At 66.3% G+C, this 13,510-nt stretch carries 14 protein-coding genes; 2 read left to right on the top strand and 12 right to left on the bottom strand.

Features of this window, described 5'->3' with window-relative positions:
• Positions 1–151 precede the first annotated feature (151 nt).
• The 4 genes from MMB92_RS29415 to MMB92_RS29400 form a co-directional block, all read right to left on the bottom strand.
• Positions 152–481, bottom strand: coding sequence for a DUF4148 domain-containing protein (locus MMB92_RS29415; protein WP_006493913.1), 330 nt, complete (start codon positions 479–481; stop codon positions 152–154).
• Between the two features lie 73 nt (positions 482–554).
• Positions 555–881 (bottom strand): DUF4148 domain-containing protein, encoded by a 327-nt coding sequence (locus MMB92_RS29410; RefSeq protein ID WP_034201941.1) that lies wholly within the window; start codon positions 879–881, stop codon positions 555–557.
• Positions 882–944: 63 nt separating this feature from the next.
• Positions 945–1,271 carry a DUF4148 domain-containing protein gene (locus MMB92_RS29405; protein ID WP_034201757.1) on the bottom strand — a complete coding sequence of 109 codons (327 nt, stop codon included), beginning with the start codon at positions 1,269–1,271 and terminating at the stop codon, positions 945–947.
• A gap of 68 nt (positions 1,272–1,339) precedes the next feature.
• The gene (locus MMB92_RS29400) at positions 1,340–1,759 is read right to left on the bottom strand and encodes an organic hydroperoxide resistance protein (protein WP_034201940.1); all 420 of its coding nucleotides are present in this window, start codon (positions 1,757–1,759) and stop codon (positions 1,340–1,342) included.
• A 397-nt stretch (positions 1,760–2,156) separates the two neighbouring features.
• On the opposite strand from MMB92_RS29400, the gene MMB92_RS29395 reads away from it, so the two are divergent.
• Positions 2,157–3,476 (top strand): MFS transporter, encoded by a 1,320-nt coding sequence (locus MMB92_RS29395; RefSeq protein WP_034201756.1) that lies wholly within the window; start codon positions 2,157–2,159, stop codon positions 3,474–3,476.
• A gap of 56 nt (positions 3,477–3,532) precedes the next feature.
• Here the strand turns inward: MMB92_RS29395 and MMB92_RS29390 are convergent, their stop codons facing one another.
• Positions 3,533–4,420, bottom strand: coding sequence for a LysR family transcriptional regulator (locus MMB92_RS29390; protein WP_006482261.1), 888 nt, complete (start codon positions 4,418–4,420; stop codon positions 3,533–3,535).
• Between MMB92_RS29390 and MMB92_RS29385 the strand changes: the two genes are divergently transcribed.
• Positions 4,419–5,756: an alpha-hydroxy acid oxidase gene (locus MMB92_RS29385; protein WP_034201755.1), complete on the top strand. Its 1,338-nt coding sequence runs from the start codon at positions 4,419–4,421 to the stop codon at positions 5,754–5,756. The two genes, MMB92_RS29390 and MMB92_RS29385, sit on opposite strands and share 2 nt — an antisense overlap.
• Positions 5,757–6,210: 454 nt before the next feature.
• Here MMB92_RS29385 and MMB92_RS29380 read toward each other — a convergent pair whose 3' ends face one another.
• From MMB92_RS29380 to andR, 7 genes are all read right to left on the bottom strand, one after another.
• Entirely contained in the window at positions 6,211–7,437 is a 1,227-nt protein-coding gene (locus MMB92_RS29380) for a dienelactone hydrolase family protein (protein WP_277563125.1), read from the bottom strand.
• Between the two features lie 50 nt (positions 7,438–7,487).
• Complete coding sequence (locus tag MMB92_RS29375; RefSeq protein ID WP_034201753.1) at positions 7,488–8,336, bottom strand: SDR family oxidoreductase; 849 nt, start codon at positions 8,334–8,336, stop codon at positions 7,488–7,490.
• The gene (locus tag MMB92_RS29370; RefSeq protein ID WP_006497238.1) at positions 8,333–8,971 is read right to left on the bottom strand and encodes a cysteine hydrolase; all 639 of its coding nucleotides are present in this window, start codon (positions 8,969–8,971) and stop codon (positions 8,333–8,335) included. The genes MMB92_RS29375 and MMB92_RS29370 overlap by 4 nt, the downstream gene beginning before the upstream one ends.
• Entirely contained in the window at positions 8,968–9,504 is a 537-nt protein-coding gene (locus tag MMB92_RS29365) for an aromatic-ring-hydroxylating dioxygenase subunit beta (protein ID WP_006497237.1), read from the bottom strand. The genes MMB92_RS29370 and MMB92_RS29365 overlap by 4 nt, the downstream gene beginning before the upstream one ends.
• Positions 9,504–10,841: an aromatic ring-hydroxylating dioxygenase subunit alpha gene (locus MMB92_RS29360; protein WP_048986521.1), complete on the bottom strand. Its 1,338-nt coding sequence runs from the start codon at positions 10,839–10,841 to the stop codon at positions 9,504–9,506. The genes MMB92_RS29365 and MMB92_RS29360 overlap by 1 nt, the downstream gene beginning before the upstream one ends.
• Before the next feature lie 22 nt (positions 10,842–10,863).
• A complete protein-coding gene (locus tag MMB92_RS29355) occupies positions 10,864–11,823 on the bottom strand; it encodes a PDR/VanB family oxidoreductase (protein ID WP_277563124.1) in 960 nt (319 codons plus the stop codon).
• Positions 11,824–11,925: 102 nt separating this feature from the next.
• Positions 11,926–12,909, bottom strand: coding sequence for an anthranilate 1,2-dioxygenase regulatory protein AndR (andR, locus tag MMB92_RS29350; protein WP_006497235.1), 984 nt, complete (start codon positions 12,907–12,909; stop codon positions 11,926–11,928).
• Positions 12,910–13,510: the final 601 nt, after the last annotated feature.

Below are 13,510 nucleotides of genomic sequence, written 5' to 3'. Positions count from 1 at the left end.
AAGATGGGGAGCCGCACAGAATAATCCCGGACAGGGCGAACGGGTAGCGCTGGCGATACGGTCCGGGACAATACCAATAAAAAAGCGCACGCGATTACATCGCATGCGCTTTATATGGCAGAGGTCGGCGAGTGAATTCGCCGTACCGCGCTCAATGGCCGAAATAGATCGAGCGCTCGGCGGTGCGCACCGTGTTGCGGCTGCCGGACTGCGTGGCGCCGCCGGCATCGCTGCCGTAACCGGCTGCCTGCGTGTCGGCCGCGACGGCACCGTGGTCGCGAATCCGGTTCAGCGCCGCCTGGATATTGTCCGGATAGTTCGGATCGTTGGGACGATTCGGCTGGTAGCCGGCTTGCTGCAGCGCGGCCAGTTCCGCACGCACCTGCGCACGCGTGACGGTGCTTTCGCTCGCAAAAGCCGGCGCGGCGACGGCGGCCGACACGGCAACGAGAACGGTGGCAATCAGTTGGGTCTTCATCATTTACCTCGACAGGATTCGGGAATTCGGGAGTTGCGCACCACACGCCGACTATCGGCGTCGTTCGCGCGTTCGTTCAATGACCGAAGTAGATCGAGCGTTCGGCGATTCGCGTCGCCGGCCGGCTGCCCGACTGCGTAACAGCGGCGGCATCGCTGCCGTAGCCGGATGCCGACGTATCGGCCGCCACCGCGGGACTCGCGTGAATGCGCGTCAATGCGGCCTGCAGATCGTCCGGGTAGTGCGGATCGTTCGCGCGGCCCGGCCGATAACCGGCTTGTGCCAACTGGACGAGCTCGGCGCGTACCTCGGCGCGGGACACGACGGCTTCGTCGGCGAACGCCGGTGCGGCGGCGGAAGCGGAAACAGCAACGAGAAGGGCAGCGATCAGGCGGGTTTTCATCATGCACCTCGACAAAATGGAATCAGCGATAAAGGGAATCAGGTTCACGTACCGTGCGGGCGCTCAGTGACCGAAGTACACCGAGCGCTCGGCCACGCTGGCGACGTGCCGGCGGCCGGATTGCGTCGCGGTGTCGCCGTTGCCGCCGTAGCCGGCCGCCGGTGCGTTGGCCGCGACGGCATCGTCGGCGCGGATCTGCGTCAGCGCGGCTTGCAGATCGTTCGGGTAGGTCGCGTCGGTCGCGCGGTTCAGCGGATAGCCGACGTGTTGAAGCTGCGCGAGTTCGGCGCGTACCTGCGCACGCGTCACGGTGGCTTCATTGGCAAACGCCGGAGCGGCAACGGCAGACGAAACAGCGACGAGAAGGGCAGCGATCAGTTGGACTTTCATTTTTTTCACCTCGATGGAAAAGGAATCGGGAATTCGGGAGGGCGGCGCTCGGCCGCCCGATGCAACGCTCAGGCGATCCGGATGTCGACGTCGATGTTGCCGCGCGTCGCCTTCGAATACGGGCAGGTCTGATGCGCAGCGTCGACGATGCGTTGCGCGACGTCGCGCTCGAGCCCCGGCACGCTCACGTTCAGCCGGGCCTGCAGGAAGTACGCGTTACCCGCCGTGCCGAGATCCACTTCGGCGTCGACCGCGAGATCGGCCGGCAGCGTCACCTTCGCGGCGCGCGCCGCAAGCTGCATCGCGCCGATGAAGCAGGCCGACCAGCCGGCCGCGAACAGTTGCTCCGGGTTGGTGCCGGTGCCGGCGCTGCCCGGCGACGACAACTGGATGTCGAGGCGGCCGTCGGAACTGCGCGCGGCGCCGTCGCGGCCCCCGGAAGTCGTATGCGTCTTGCCCGTGTACAGCACTTTGTCGATCTTGCTCATCATTTGCTCCGTCTGTTGGTTTGTCTCAGATGCGATTCGATCGCATGCGACGCAGTTTCCGCCTGACGGCCACCCACGTCAAGCGGATTCGATTAAATCGCATGCGATATTTTGTATTTCAATGTATCCGGATCGTGTAGCGCCTCGCGGGACAAGGCTTTCCGGCGATTCGACATCGATGGCCGGGCATCGACGAACGGCGACCGATTCCGGAAAGGCAGCGGGAGAGCAGGGTAGCCCGCCGATCGACGTTTCCAGAAAGCGAACAGGCTCCTTGTCATTATTTCGCTTTCTACAACGCACCGTCTCTTCTAACCTTGCCGGACCCGATCGCGAGCGGCCCACCCACGGCCAGCGCTCGCACGGACAACGAGCACATTCGAAACGGAGACATTACGTGTCGCGCGCCAGCCCTCTTGCAACGGCCACGGATTCCCGGCCGACCGGAACCCTCGCGAACCTGCGGTCCATCTTCAGCGGATCGGTAGGCAACCTCATCGAGTATTACGACTGGTACGTCTATTCGGCGTTTTCGCTGTACTTCGCGAAGGCGTTCTTTCCGAACGGCAACCTGACCGTGCAATTGCTGAACACGGCGGCCATCTTTGCCGTCGGTTTCATCATGCGTCCGATCGGCGGGTGGCTCGTCGGCATGTACGCGGATCGCAAGGGGCGCAAGGCCGCGCTGCTCGTGTCGGTGCTGGCCATGTGCATCGGCTCGCTGATCATCGGGCTGACACCCGGCTACGACACCATCGGCATCGCCGCGCCCGTGCTGCTGGTCATGGCGCGGCTGCTGCAAGGGCTGAGCCTCGGCGGCGAGTACGCCAGTTCGGCGACCTATCTGAGCGAAATGGCTGCCCCCTCCAGCCGCGGTTTCTATTCGAGCTTCCTGTTCGCGACGCTGTCGCTCGGTCAGTTGCTCGCGATGGGCGTCCTCGTGGTGCTGCAGCAGTTCTTCCTGACCACCGCGCAGCTCGAAAGCTGGGGATGGCGCATCCCGTTCCTGCTCGGATCGCTGCTCGCCTGCAGCGCGATCTTCCTGCGCAGCAACATGAAGGAAACGGCCTCGTTCGAGCAGCATCGCCAGAGCAAGCGTCGCCACGCGTCGCTCGCCGACCTGTTTCGCCACAAGCGCGAATGCCTGATCGTCGCCGGCCTGACGCTCGGCGGCACGGTGGCGTTCTATGCGTACACGACGTACATGCAGAAGTTCCTCGTCAACAGCGCGGGGATGAGCAAGGCCGACGCGTCGATGGTCTCCGTGCTCAGCCTGCTTGCGTTCGTCGCGATGCAGCCGATCTTCGGCAGCCTGTCCGATCGCATCGGCCGTCGTCCGCTGCTGATCGCGTTCGGCATCCTCGGCACGCTGTGCACGGTGCCGATTTTCCAGGCGCTGCGCGGGGTCGAGACGACCGGCAGCGCGCTGGCGCTGATCATCGGCGCGCTGCTGATCGTCAGCCTGTATTCGTCGGTCAGCGCGGTGGCCAAGGCCGAGCTGTTCCCGGTCGGCGTGCGTGCGCTGGGCGTGGGGCTGCCTTACGCGATCACCGTCTCGCTGTTCGGCGGCACGGCCGAGTATGTCGCGCTATGGATGAAGAGCATCGGACACGAAGCGTGGTTCTTCTACTACGTGTCGGGATGCGTGCTCGTGTCGTTGCTCTGCTACCTGTGGATGCCCGACCCGAAGCGCGTCTCGCGCATCGACGAAGCCTGACGGCCACGCGCCCGTTCCCGGCCGCCCGCGCGTGACGCGCGGCGGCCAATCGCGCATCAGCGGAAATCCGCATACTGCCGCACCAGCGACAGCATCGACGGTATCAACCCGCGCACGTCGCCGCGACGCCACTGGAACGCATACTGAAGCGGCGTCAGCGGCGGCTCGCTCGTCAGTTCGACGAGATCGCCGCCCAGGCGCGCACGCGCCCAGTCGACCGGCAGGAAGCCGATGCCGACGCCTTCACTCAACATCCCGGCCACCGCGCTCCAGTTGTTGCACGCGATCCGGCGCGCATGATTGATCCCGCATGCCAGCAGCCAGTCGTCGAGAATGCGCGTCACGCCCGAACCGGACGGCAGCAGTACCAGCGCATGACGGGCGATCAGCGCCGGCGTCAGATCGCGTTCGCTGCCGACCAGCGTCTCGGCCGCCATCCACGCGAACCGCGCTTCCGCCACCGGCTGCGACATCACGCTGCCGCGCGACGAACGGCCGGCGATCACCGCGAAATCCAGCTCGCCGGCGTCGACTTTCTCCTCCAGCGCCGCGCCCACGTCGACATACGGCTCGAGCGCCAGCTTCGGATGCAGCTTCTGGACCGCCGCGACGAAGCGCGGCAGCCACGTGAGCGCCGACAACTCGCCGACGCCGAAGCGCAGCCGGCCGCTCAACCCTTCGTCCCGCGCGACGGATTCCTGCAACGCGGCGACGGACTCGAGCACCCGCACCACGGCGGGCAGCAACGCCTCGCCGTCGTCGGTCAGCACGGCACGATGGCCGCTGCGGTCGAACAGCGTGCGCTCGACCACCTGTTCGAGTTCGTTGATGCGCTTGGACAACGACGACACCGACAGATGGAGCCGTTGCGCGGCGGTCGAGAAGTTGGCGCAGGTCGCCGCCCAGTAAAACGCGTCGAGTTGCTTGAGAGTCGGAGTCGCCATGGTCTTTCGCTTTTATCGAACAAATTCCTTGGAAGATTATCGCTTTTTAAGCGCCTCGCGCGACCCTAAAATTCCCGCATCGATTCGACAACAGGCCGCAGAAATGACCCCGTCCGCCTCATCCCGTCCCGCAGCCAGCCGTCCGCTGGCAGATACGCGACCGCCGCGCGTGCTGCGCAACATGCTGAGCCTCCACGATTTCGAGGCGGCGGCGCGGCGCGTGCTGCCGCGCCCGATCTTCGGCTATGTCAGCGGCGCGGCGGAGGACAACCGCACGCGCGACGACAACCGCGCCGTGTTCGACGAGTACGGATTCGCGACGCGTGTGCTGCGCAACGTTTCGCAACGGCAACAGACGGTCGAGCTGTTCGGACGGCGCTATGCGTCGCCGTTCGGCATCGCGCCGATGGGTATCCATGCGCTGTCGACCTATCGCGGCGACGTCGTCTTGGCGCGGGCCGCGCAGCGCGCGGGCATCGCGTCGATCATGAGCGGCTCGTCGCTGATCCCGCTGGAAGAGGTGGCGGCCGCCGCGCCGGGTACCTGGTTCCAGGCGTACCTGCCCGGCGATCCCGATCGTATTGCCGCGTTGCTCGAACGCGTCGCGCGCGCCGGCTACCGGACGCTGGTGATCACGGTCGACATTCCCGTGTCCGCCAATCGCGAGAACAACGTGCGGACCGGCTTCACCACGCCGCTGCGCCCCGGGCCGCGCCTGTTCTGGGACGGCATCACGCGGCCGCGCTGGCTCGCGGGCACCTTCGCCCGGACGCTGCTCGCGCACGGCATGCCGCATTTCGAAAACTCGTTTGCGACACGCGGCGCGCCGATCCTGTCGTCGACCGTGCTGCGGGATTTCTCCGCGCGCGACCATCTCGACTGGGGCCACCTGAAACGGATCCGGCAGGAATGGAAGGGCGAACTGGTGATCAAGGGCATTCTCAGCGTGGACGATGCCGTGATCGCGCGCGACATCGGCGCCGACGGCATCATCCTGTCGAACCACGGCGGCCGCCAGCTGGACGGCGCGGTGTCGCCGATGCGGATCCTGCCTGACGTGGTCCGGGCGCTCGGAGCGGATTATCCGGTGATGATCGACAGCGGGTTTCGTCGCGGGTCGGATGTGCTGAAAGCGGTTGCGATGGGCGCGCGCATGGTGTTCGTCGGGCGGCCGTTCAATTACGCGGCGGCCGTGGCCGGGGAAGCCGGTGTGCTGCATGCGATCGGCCTGTTGCACGATGAAGTGGACCGGAACATGGCGATGCTGGGCGTCGGGCGATGCAGCGCGTTGACGCCCGACGTACTGATTCGGAAAAGTGGATCGTCGGCGGCGTAGGTGGCCAGGTCGCAGCCGGACGGGTTCGGCGGACGCTTCGACCGGTTCGCGGCAGGGCAGGTGAATCGAAGGTCTGCGGCTGTTGCCGCGTAAGCCGATGGCGGATGGCCGGTACCCGTCAGCGGGCGGCTGCCTGTTGCGTCTGCTGCTCGGCAAAGCGGCGCTCGACGTTGTGTTCGCGCGAGCGCGTCGACGCGCTATGCGCGAATATCGACGCGTGGTGGGAACGCATCGACGGAACCGGTTTTCCGGTGGTTTAACGCGCCGATCCTTTTATCGAGGAACACGTAGTTGGAGCATATGATGGCGCTATCCGGATAACTTTTCTTATCACAATAGCTCGATTCAGTTTACAAACTGGCCGATTCGAAAACGCGCCGCTGCCGGTCACGAAAACCGCCGATGGCAGCGTCACCACCGGCGAAGGAGGGCGCGTCGTGGCCGACAGGCGCCGCTATCGCGCCGGTTCGCTCTCGCGCCAGCGCACCATCAGCGTATTCGACGGCAACGTTTCGTCGCGCAGCTTGCGCGCGACGTCGACGCCCCCGACCGGCAACCCGTGCGGATCGAGCAGCCCGAGCTGCACGAGCACGCTCGCCTGGTCCCAGTAGATGTGCTCGTTGTAGAGCTTCGGCCCGCGGAATTCGACGACGACGACCATCGGAATCTCCACGTGCTTGCCGGTCGGCGCGACGCCGGGCAGCAGCCAGTCGATCTCCCGGTCGTGCGTAAACGTCAGGATGAACTCGTCCACCATGCGATCGACGCCGACCACGCGCGAGATCGGCGCCATCGCCATGTCGGCCGGGTTGCCGTGGATGAAGTGATGCGTGTAGAAGCGCTTCAGTTCCGTGTACCCGGTGCCGCCCGTCATGGTCGGCACGTGATTCACGTACGGTTCGGGCACCATGGTCCGCATCGTCTCCTCGGGATCGCGCGCGGCGAATTCCAGATGGAAGTGATGATCGGCGAGCGCGCCCAGATCGTAGTCGGGGCCGAGCACCTTGCGAAACACCGCAAGACTGCGTGTGTGCGCGGACATCGCGGCCGCCTTGACGAAGGTCGGCCCGCTACGGCTGAAGGCATGGCCGGCACCGTCGTACGCGTAAAGCTTCAGGTTCGGCTTGCCGTCCAGCGCCGCGCGGATCGCCGTCACGATCGCGGGCGGATTGAGCGGATCGTCGGCGCCGAAATGCAGTGCGAGCGGGCACGCGATGCGCTCGGCCAGTTCGAGCGACTGCTCGATGCCGACACCGTAATAGCCGACCGCGCAATCGACGTCGCCCTGCGCCGCGGCGAGCCACACGAGCTTGCCGCCGAGACAGAAGCCGAGCACGCCGACCTTGCCGGTCGATTCGGGCAGCGTGCGCGCATGGGCGATGGTCGCACGGATATCGTCGACGGCGCGGGCCACGTCGAGGCGCGTGTAATAGTCGAAAGCCTTGGCATGGTCGGCGTCCCCGTAACCAAGTTCGATGTTCGGACCGAACGGGTGGAACAGGTCCGGCGCGATGACGACGTAGCCCTCGGCCGCATAGAGATCCGCCACTTCGCGCATCTCGGCGTTCACGCCGAAGATTTCCTGCAGCAAGACGATGACCGGGCCGTGGCCCGCTTCCGGCAGCGCGAGATAGGCGTCGAACGCCGTGTCGCCCCGTTCGATTCTGATGTGCTTCTTCATGGTTGAAGTCCCGATGGAAGAGGGGGAAGGAATGCGAGCCGAACGGTTCGCTACTGCGCTGCGTGCCGTTCGAACCATTCGCGCGGCGAGCGGCCCTGATCCGGCCCGAGGATCGAAAAACCGCCGTCGACCGGTACGTCGATCCCGGTGATCCACGCGGCATCGTCCGAACAGAGAAACGCGACGACTCGCCCGATCTCGTCGCCGCGACCGACGCGGCCGAGCGCATGCAGCGGCCGGCCGACGCGGTCCGCGACGTCGACCGACCCACCCGCGAGCCGCTCCAGCGACGGCGACCACGTCCAGGCGGGCGACACGCTGACCGCCCGCAGGCCATGCGGCGCCAGCTCCACGGCGAGATTGCGTGTCAGTTGCAGCAGCGCGGCCTTCGACGCCGGATACAGCGCGCGGGCGGCCGCGCCGAACTTGCCGCCGACGCTGCCGAGGTTGACGATCACGCCACCGCGCCGCAGATGCGGCGCGGCCTTCTGCGCGAGGATCGCCGCCGACACGAGATTGACGTCGAGCAGGCGCGACCATTGTTCGCGCGTCGACGCGAGGCCTGCATCGTCGTAGCTGCACGCATTGTTCACGACGATGTCGAGACCGCCGAACGCGGCGAGGGCAGTCGCGATCGTGCTGTCGAGTCGCGCGTCGTCGGTGACGTCGGTGTGTGCGAAGCGCGCCGATGTGCCGATCGAGGCGGCCAGCGCGTGGCCGGCCGCGTCATCGAGCCCCGCGATCAGCACGCCGGCGCCTTCGTTCGCGAGGGCGCGCGCGATGTCGGCGCCGAGCCCCTGCGTCGCGCCGGTGACGATCGCGACCTTGCCCGCGAGGCGTGCGCGCGTGCCAGCCGGGCTCGTCTGCGAGGACGCTTCGGAAGCGTGCGAGACGTTCATGTGCCCTCCGTGTGCGACGCGTGGCCGAACAGCTCCGCCACGCTGGAAATACCCGCGATCAAGCGCATCGACTCGAGCGATGCATCGTGCTGCCGACGATCCGCGCACGCGCAGGCGTCGGCCGCGACGGTCACGCGATAGCCGAGATCGGCGGCATGGCGCACGGTCATTTCTACGGTCGAGTGCGTGGCGACGCCGGCAACGATCAGGTGACGCACGTCGTGCGCCGCGAGGATCCGTTCCAGCGGCGTACCGATGAAGCCGCTCGTGCACTGGTGATGGATGACATGGTCGAGCGCGCGCGCCGGATCGGGTTCGAGCGTCGGGTAAAACTGCGCGCCCCAGCTGCCGTCGCGTAGCGCGCCGAGCTCGGCCGTGCGCACGAAAATCGGTGCATTGCGCGGCAAGTCCGCGTAATCCTCGCGGAAGGCGATGCGGACATGCGCGATCGGCAAGCCGAGCCCGCGCGCGCCGGCCAGCAGCGCGCGGGCCGCGTCGAGCACCGCCGCGCGGTCGGGCCGGTCCGCGTCGAAGCCGACGCGAATCTTGCCGCGCGGATCGAGCACGTCGTTCTGGTAATGCAGCGCGATCACGGCGGTGCGCGCAAGCGGTATCGACGGCGATGCGGCGTTCACACGAATACCTCCAGGTTCGCGAGCGCATCGGTCGAGTTGATGAGATCGACGCGCTTCAGATAGATCTTCCAGTCCGGGCCGCGCGTATCGAGCTTGTGCGTGACGAGCCCGGCGAGCGTGCGCTGCCCGATGCGCCATTCGTTGACGATCAGCGTCGAGTGGACCACCAGCCGGCCGGCCGCATCGCGGCCGTCGACGATCACGTTGCCGACGATGCGCGCGGTGCGCGTCGACGGCTGCTGCGACCAGTTGCGCCGGTTCGTCACGCGGGCCGCGCGCACTTCGCGCAGCGTCGCATCCTCCCAGAAGAGCGAGATATGGTCGCGCGGGCTGGTCTGGCCCGGCTCGTGCGGCAGCCAGTACATGCCGTCGGGCGTCCACAGGTCGAGCCATGCGTCGAATGCGCGCGTATCGAGCAGCCGCGCCTCGCGAAACAGAAACTGTGCCGCCTGCGCGTGCAGCGCCGCGTCGGCGGCGAGGGCAGGGGCGTCGACCGCGACGGTCGACAGGTCGAAAGCCGGATCGTGCAGCATCAGGCGTCTCCTGCGCGCGTGCGCGCGGGTGGGGCGGCCTCGTCAACCATGAAGCGTTTCCACGCGGCGAACTGGTTGCGCATCGGCAATTCGCTGGTGCCGTTGATCGACACGAAGCCGTCGTCCGTCGCGCGATCCGTGCCCGCGTAGCGATGCATGCTCACCCACTCGCCGCCGCGGGTCTGATTGCCTTCCTGGCAGCGTGCGTAGACTTCGACGTCGTCCGGCATCACGTTCGACGACGGCGAATTGATCACGTTCGCGTAGGTCAATGCGCGATCGAACACCGCGTCGGGTGCACCTTTCAGGCGAAACAGCTGGATTTCAACCAGTGTCCGGTCCACCGCGATCGGACGAATCACGCGGAACTGCTGAAACACCGTATGCGGGGAACCGCTGCCGTAGATCACGGTGTTGTGGCGATTCATCCCGAGAATCCGGCGTGCGCGTTCGTCGCCATAAGCCTGCGCGAGCACCGCGAAATGCGCGTTCGACACCGAATCGCGTTCGGCCGCCGCCGGATCGAAAATCCCTTCCATGTAGCCGTGGCCGTATGCGTAGGCGCGCAGTTCCAGTTTTTCCCAGAATTCGTACGGCTCGCCGTTGCCGTCCATGATGAGCAGCTCGAACGGCATCGCGCCCATTTCCTCGGCCTGCGCGCGGGCCGACATCACCGACGATTCATGCGTGACCGGCGCATGCATCGTGTCGTGCAGGTTCTCGTAGAACACTTTCCAGTTCGAGCGCTGCAGGACGCGGAACACGCCCCCCGTGACCTCGACCTCGCCGACCGGGGAACGGTCGCACAGATTGTCGATCGACGACACGACGCCATTCAGGAAGGTCCGCAGATCCGGGCCGTCGTCGCTCTGGCTCGCGAACACGAAGCCGCGATAGCTGTCCACGCGCGCGACGCGGCGCATCGAGAAATCCGGATGCTTCGGGTCGAAGCAGGTGTTCTGCAGGCCGTTGCGCAGCGGCGCCGACAGGTGCGTGCCGTCGTGCCTGAAGGTCCAGGCATGATACGGACACCGGAAGAATTTCCCGACCGAGCCGTCGCCGTCGGGTACGACTTTCGCGCCCTTGTGCGGACACCGGTTGTAGATCACGTGGATCGTGCCGTCGGATGCACGCACCATCACCACGTCCTGGTCGCCGATACGCGTCGTGTGATAGTCGCCGGCCGTCTTGACCTGGCTCTCGTGGCCGACGTAGATCCACGCACGACCGTAGATCCGTTCCATTTCCAGCGCGAAGATCGCGGGATCGGTATAGAGGCGCTTGTGCACGCTGTCGGGGCGCACCAGCCCGGCCAGCGTCTCGTTGGTAACGCTCATGGGGTTTCCTCGATGGGAAGGGTCAAAGATCCAGCACGAGATGCGCGCCGTGCGCGCGCGACACGCATGGACAGAACGCGCCGCTCGCGTGGTCGTCGTCGCTCAGGCAGATGTCGCGGTGATCGGGATCGCCGTCGAGCAAGCGCACCGCGCACACGCCGCAATCGCCGCGCCGGCAGTCGTAGAGCGGATCGAGGCCGGCTTCGATCATCGCGTCGAGAATCGACGTGCCGGGCGGCACGTTCAGCACGTGCCCCAAGCCGGCGAGACGCACTTCGACCGTGGCGTTTTCCGCCGTCGCGACCGGCGCGGCAAAGCGTTCGCAGTGCAGCGCGTCGTCGCGCCAGCCAAGATGCCGCGCGGCCGCGAGCGTCGCCCCGATGAGCCCGGCGGGCCCGCACACGTACAGATGCGTGCCGCGCTCGGGCGCGCCGATCGCGTCGGCCAGCGGCAGGCCGCGCGACGGTTCGCCGTCGTCGAACCAGCATGTCGCACCCGGTAGCGCGGCAACCTCGTCGCGATAGGCCATCGACACGGCATCGCGCGCGGCGTAGTGCAGCGTGAACGGCCGCCCGCTGCTCGCCAGTTCGCGCGCCATCGCGAGAATCGGCGTGATGCCGATGCCGCCGGCCACGAGCAAGTGCCGGCGTGCGCGCGCGACGAGCGGAAAATCGTTCCGGGGCGGATCGATGTCGAATTCGTCGCCGGGCGCACAGGCGTGCATCCACTGCGAACCGCCGCTGCCGGCCGCTGCGTGCAGCACCGCGATTTCGTAACGGTCGATCGAATCGGCGCGGCCGCCGGCGTTCACGAGCGAATATGCACGCCGTTGCGAACGAGGGGAGAGGGGCACGTGCACGCCGATATGCGCGCCGGCCGTGAACCCGGGCAGCGGGCCGCCGTCGGCGGCGATGAGATGCAATCGGCGGATTGCGGGCGTCAGCGCATCGATGCGCTCGACGCGAATTCTGAGCGGGGACATCCAGCGGCTCCGTTGAATTCAGAGGAGGCCACTGTATGCGGGCGAATGTGCCGCGAATATCCGGCGAGCGCAGCGCCTGTCCGGCGCGCGCAGAATTTCCGCTCAGCCAGCGGACTGGCGCGCGCGCCGCAACGTATCCGACGGCGATTCCCGGAACGTTTCGCGGTACAGGGCGGCGAAGCGGCCCAGATTCGCGAAGCCGCAACGGAGCGCCACGTCGGCCACGCGGTCACTTTCGCGGCCTTGCAGCAATCGGTCGCGTGCGCGTTCGAGACGCCGTTCGCGGACCAGCTGCATCGGGCTGCCGCGCGAGAAACGCTGGAACCCGTCGAGCAGCGTACGCACCGGCACGTCGGCCGCCAGCGCGATATCGGCCAGCGTGATCGGCTCGCACGCGTGCTCGTCGATATAGGCTTCCGCGCGCTTGACCGTGCGCGGCACGAGCGCCGTTCCGCCGGGCCGCGTCTGGCAGTGATGCGGCTGCCCGGCGAGCAGGAGCGAGATCACGAGTCGCTCGAATTCGAGTGCGATACGGCGGTCGCGCTGCGCGAGCGCGACCGTCTCCGGCGACGACGCCATGACGCGCAACTGCATCAGCCACGGCAAGAGTTCGGAGCGGGAGAGATCGAGCACCGGCTCGATCTGCAGATGGTCGTAGCCGGTGTGAGCCAGGATCGCGCGCTTGTCGACGCGCACGAAGAACTGCTCGCAGTCGCGGGAGAACGTGCCGCCGAAATGGCTGGCCGGGCTGACGATGACGCCCTGCGCCGGCCCGATGATCACGCGCCGGCCGCCGACGCTCACGTCCGCATAGCCGCCGAGGCTGAGGATCGCGAGATAGTAATCCTCGATTTTCCCGGCATCGACGCCCATCGCGACGTCGTAACCGATCGTGCCGAACCCGACGCTGTCGATCCGCACGTAGTCCATGTACGCGGAATAGCCGCCACGCGAGCTGCCAGGGATGAGTCGATGCGGCTGCAGCACCGCGGCGATCCGTTCACGCGTGTCGTCGATATCGACCGATTCGAAATAGCGGTATCGACGGAGCAGGGTCGGCTCAATCGGCAAGGAAGCATTGGGCATGGCGAATCTTCTTTGCGTATGCGGGGAAACCCGGGGCGCGACATCGAACGATCGCCGTTGTTTTCCGGGGCACGTTCACTGTACACGTTTGCGACAAGGTCAATAAAACGGCCAATATCGGCCTCCGGATACTTGCGGGAATCGGACAGGCAGCCGTGTGCGGTTGCGTTTATTGGCTGGATATCGGCCGGATGGTGAGCCGGCGGACGTCATATTCGCTCGGGTCGCCACACGCGCCGGACAATGCCGGCGGAAATCCTCACGTTCGCGTGGGAATGGATGGCGACTTCATCCTGCGTCCGTGTGGCGTCGCCTGATCACGACGAAACCGAGCGCATGAAGACGATGCCGGGCGCTTGGTCGCGAGTTGGGATCGGCCCGAGGTCGGTCGCGTGATTGGATGCGACGAGTAGCGACGCTGGATAGCTTGCGACGGGTCGAAAAGCGGACATTTCAATCTAGCTACTACAACATATGTCGTAGCCATTTCAAGATGTCGTAGCGGCGGCTAAATAGAAATGTCGTGTTTTGAAGGGTTCAGGGTTCGTCTCTTTCGGGTTACAGATTTCGCGGAGTCGAAGAGCGGAGCTTGAACGGGCAG

This window comes from Burkholderia sp. IO2, from assembly GCF_029522185.1.
GTDB classification, from domain to species: domain Bacteria; phylum Pseudomonadota; class Gammaproteobacteria; order Burkholderiales; family Burkholderiaceae; genus Burkholderia; species Burkholderia cenocepacia.
Note: the sequence above shows the minus strand (reverse complement) of the source record. Positions and strands in the feature narration are given on the sequence as shown.

Coding starts and splice junctions, on each gene's coding strand:
- MMB92_RS29415 (WP_006493913.1), bottom strand. CDS start 481: ATGATGAAGACCCAACTGATTGCCACCGTTCTCGTTGCCGTGTCGGCC.
- MMB92_RS29410 (WP_034201941.1), bottom strand. CDS start 881: ATGAAAACCCGCCTGATCGCTGCCCTTCTCGTTGCTGTTTCCGCTTCC.
- MMB92_RS29405 (WP_034201757.1), bottom strand. CDS start 1,271: ATGAAAGTCCAACTGATCGCTGCCCTTCTCGTCGCTGTTTCGTCTGCC.
- MMB92_RS29400 (WP_034201940.1), bottom strand. CDS start 1,759: ATGAGCAAGATCGACAAAGTGCTGTACACGGGCAAGACGCATACGACT.
- MMB92_RS29385 (WP_034201755.1), top strand. CDS start 4,419: ATGGTCTTTCGCTTTTATCGAACAAATTCCTTGGAAGATTATCGCTTT.
- MMB92_RS29390 (WP_006482261.1), bottom strand. CDS start 4,420: ATGGCGACTCCGACTCTCAAGCAACTCGACGCGTTTTACTGGGCGGCG.
- MMB92_RS29380 (WP_277563125.1), bottom strand. CDS start 7,437: ATGAAGAAGCACATCAGAATCGAACGGGGCGACACGGCGTTCGACGCC.
- MMB92_RS29375 (WP_034201753.1), bottom strand. CDS start 8,336: ATGAACGTCTCGCACGCTTCCGAAGCGTCCTCGCAGACGAGCCCGGCT.
- MMB92_RS29365 (WP_006497237.1), bottom strand. CDS start 9,504: ATGCTGCACGATCCGGCTTTCGACCTGTCGACCGTCGCGGTCGACGCC.
- MMB92_RS29360 (WP_048986521.1), bottom strand. CDS start 10,841: ATGAGCGTTACCAACGAGACGCTGGCCGGGCTGGTGCGCCCCGACAGC.
- MMB92_RS29355 (WP_277563124.1), bottom strand. CDS start 11,823: ATGTCCCCGCTCAGAATTCGCGTCGAGCGCATCGATGCGCTGACGCCC.
- andR (WP_006497235.1), bottom strand. CDS start 12,909: ATGCCCAATGCTTCCTTGCCGATTGAGCCGACCCTGCTCCGTCGATAC.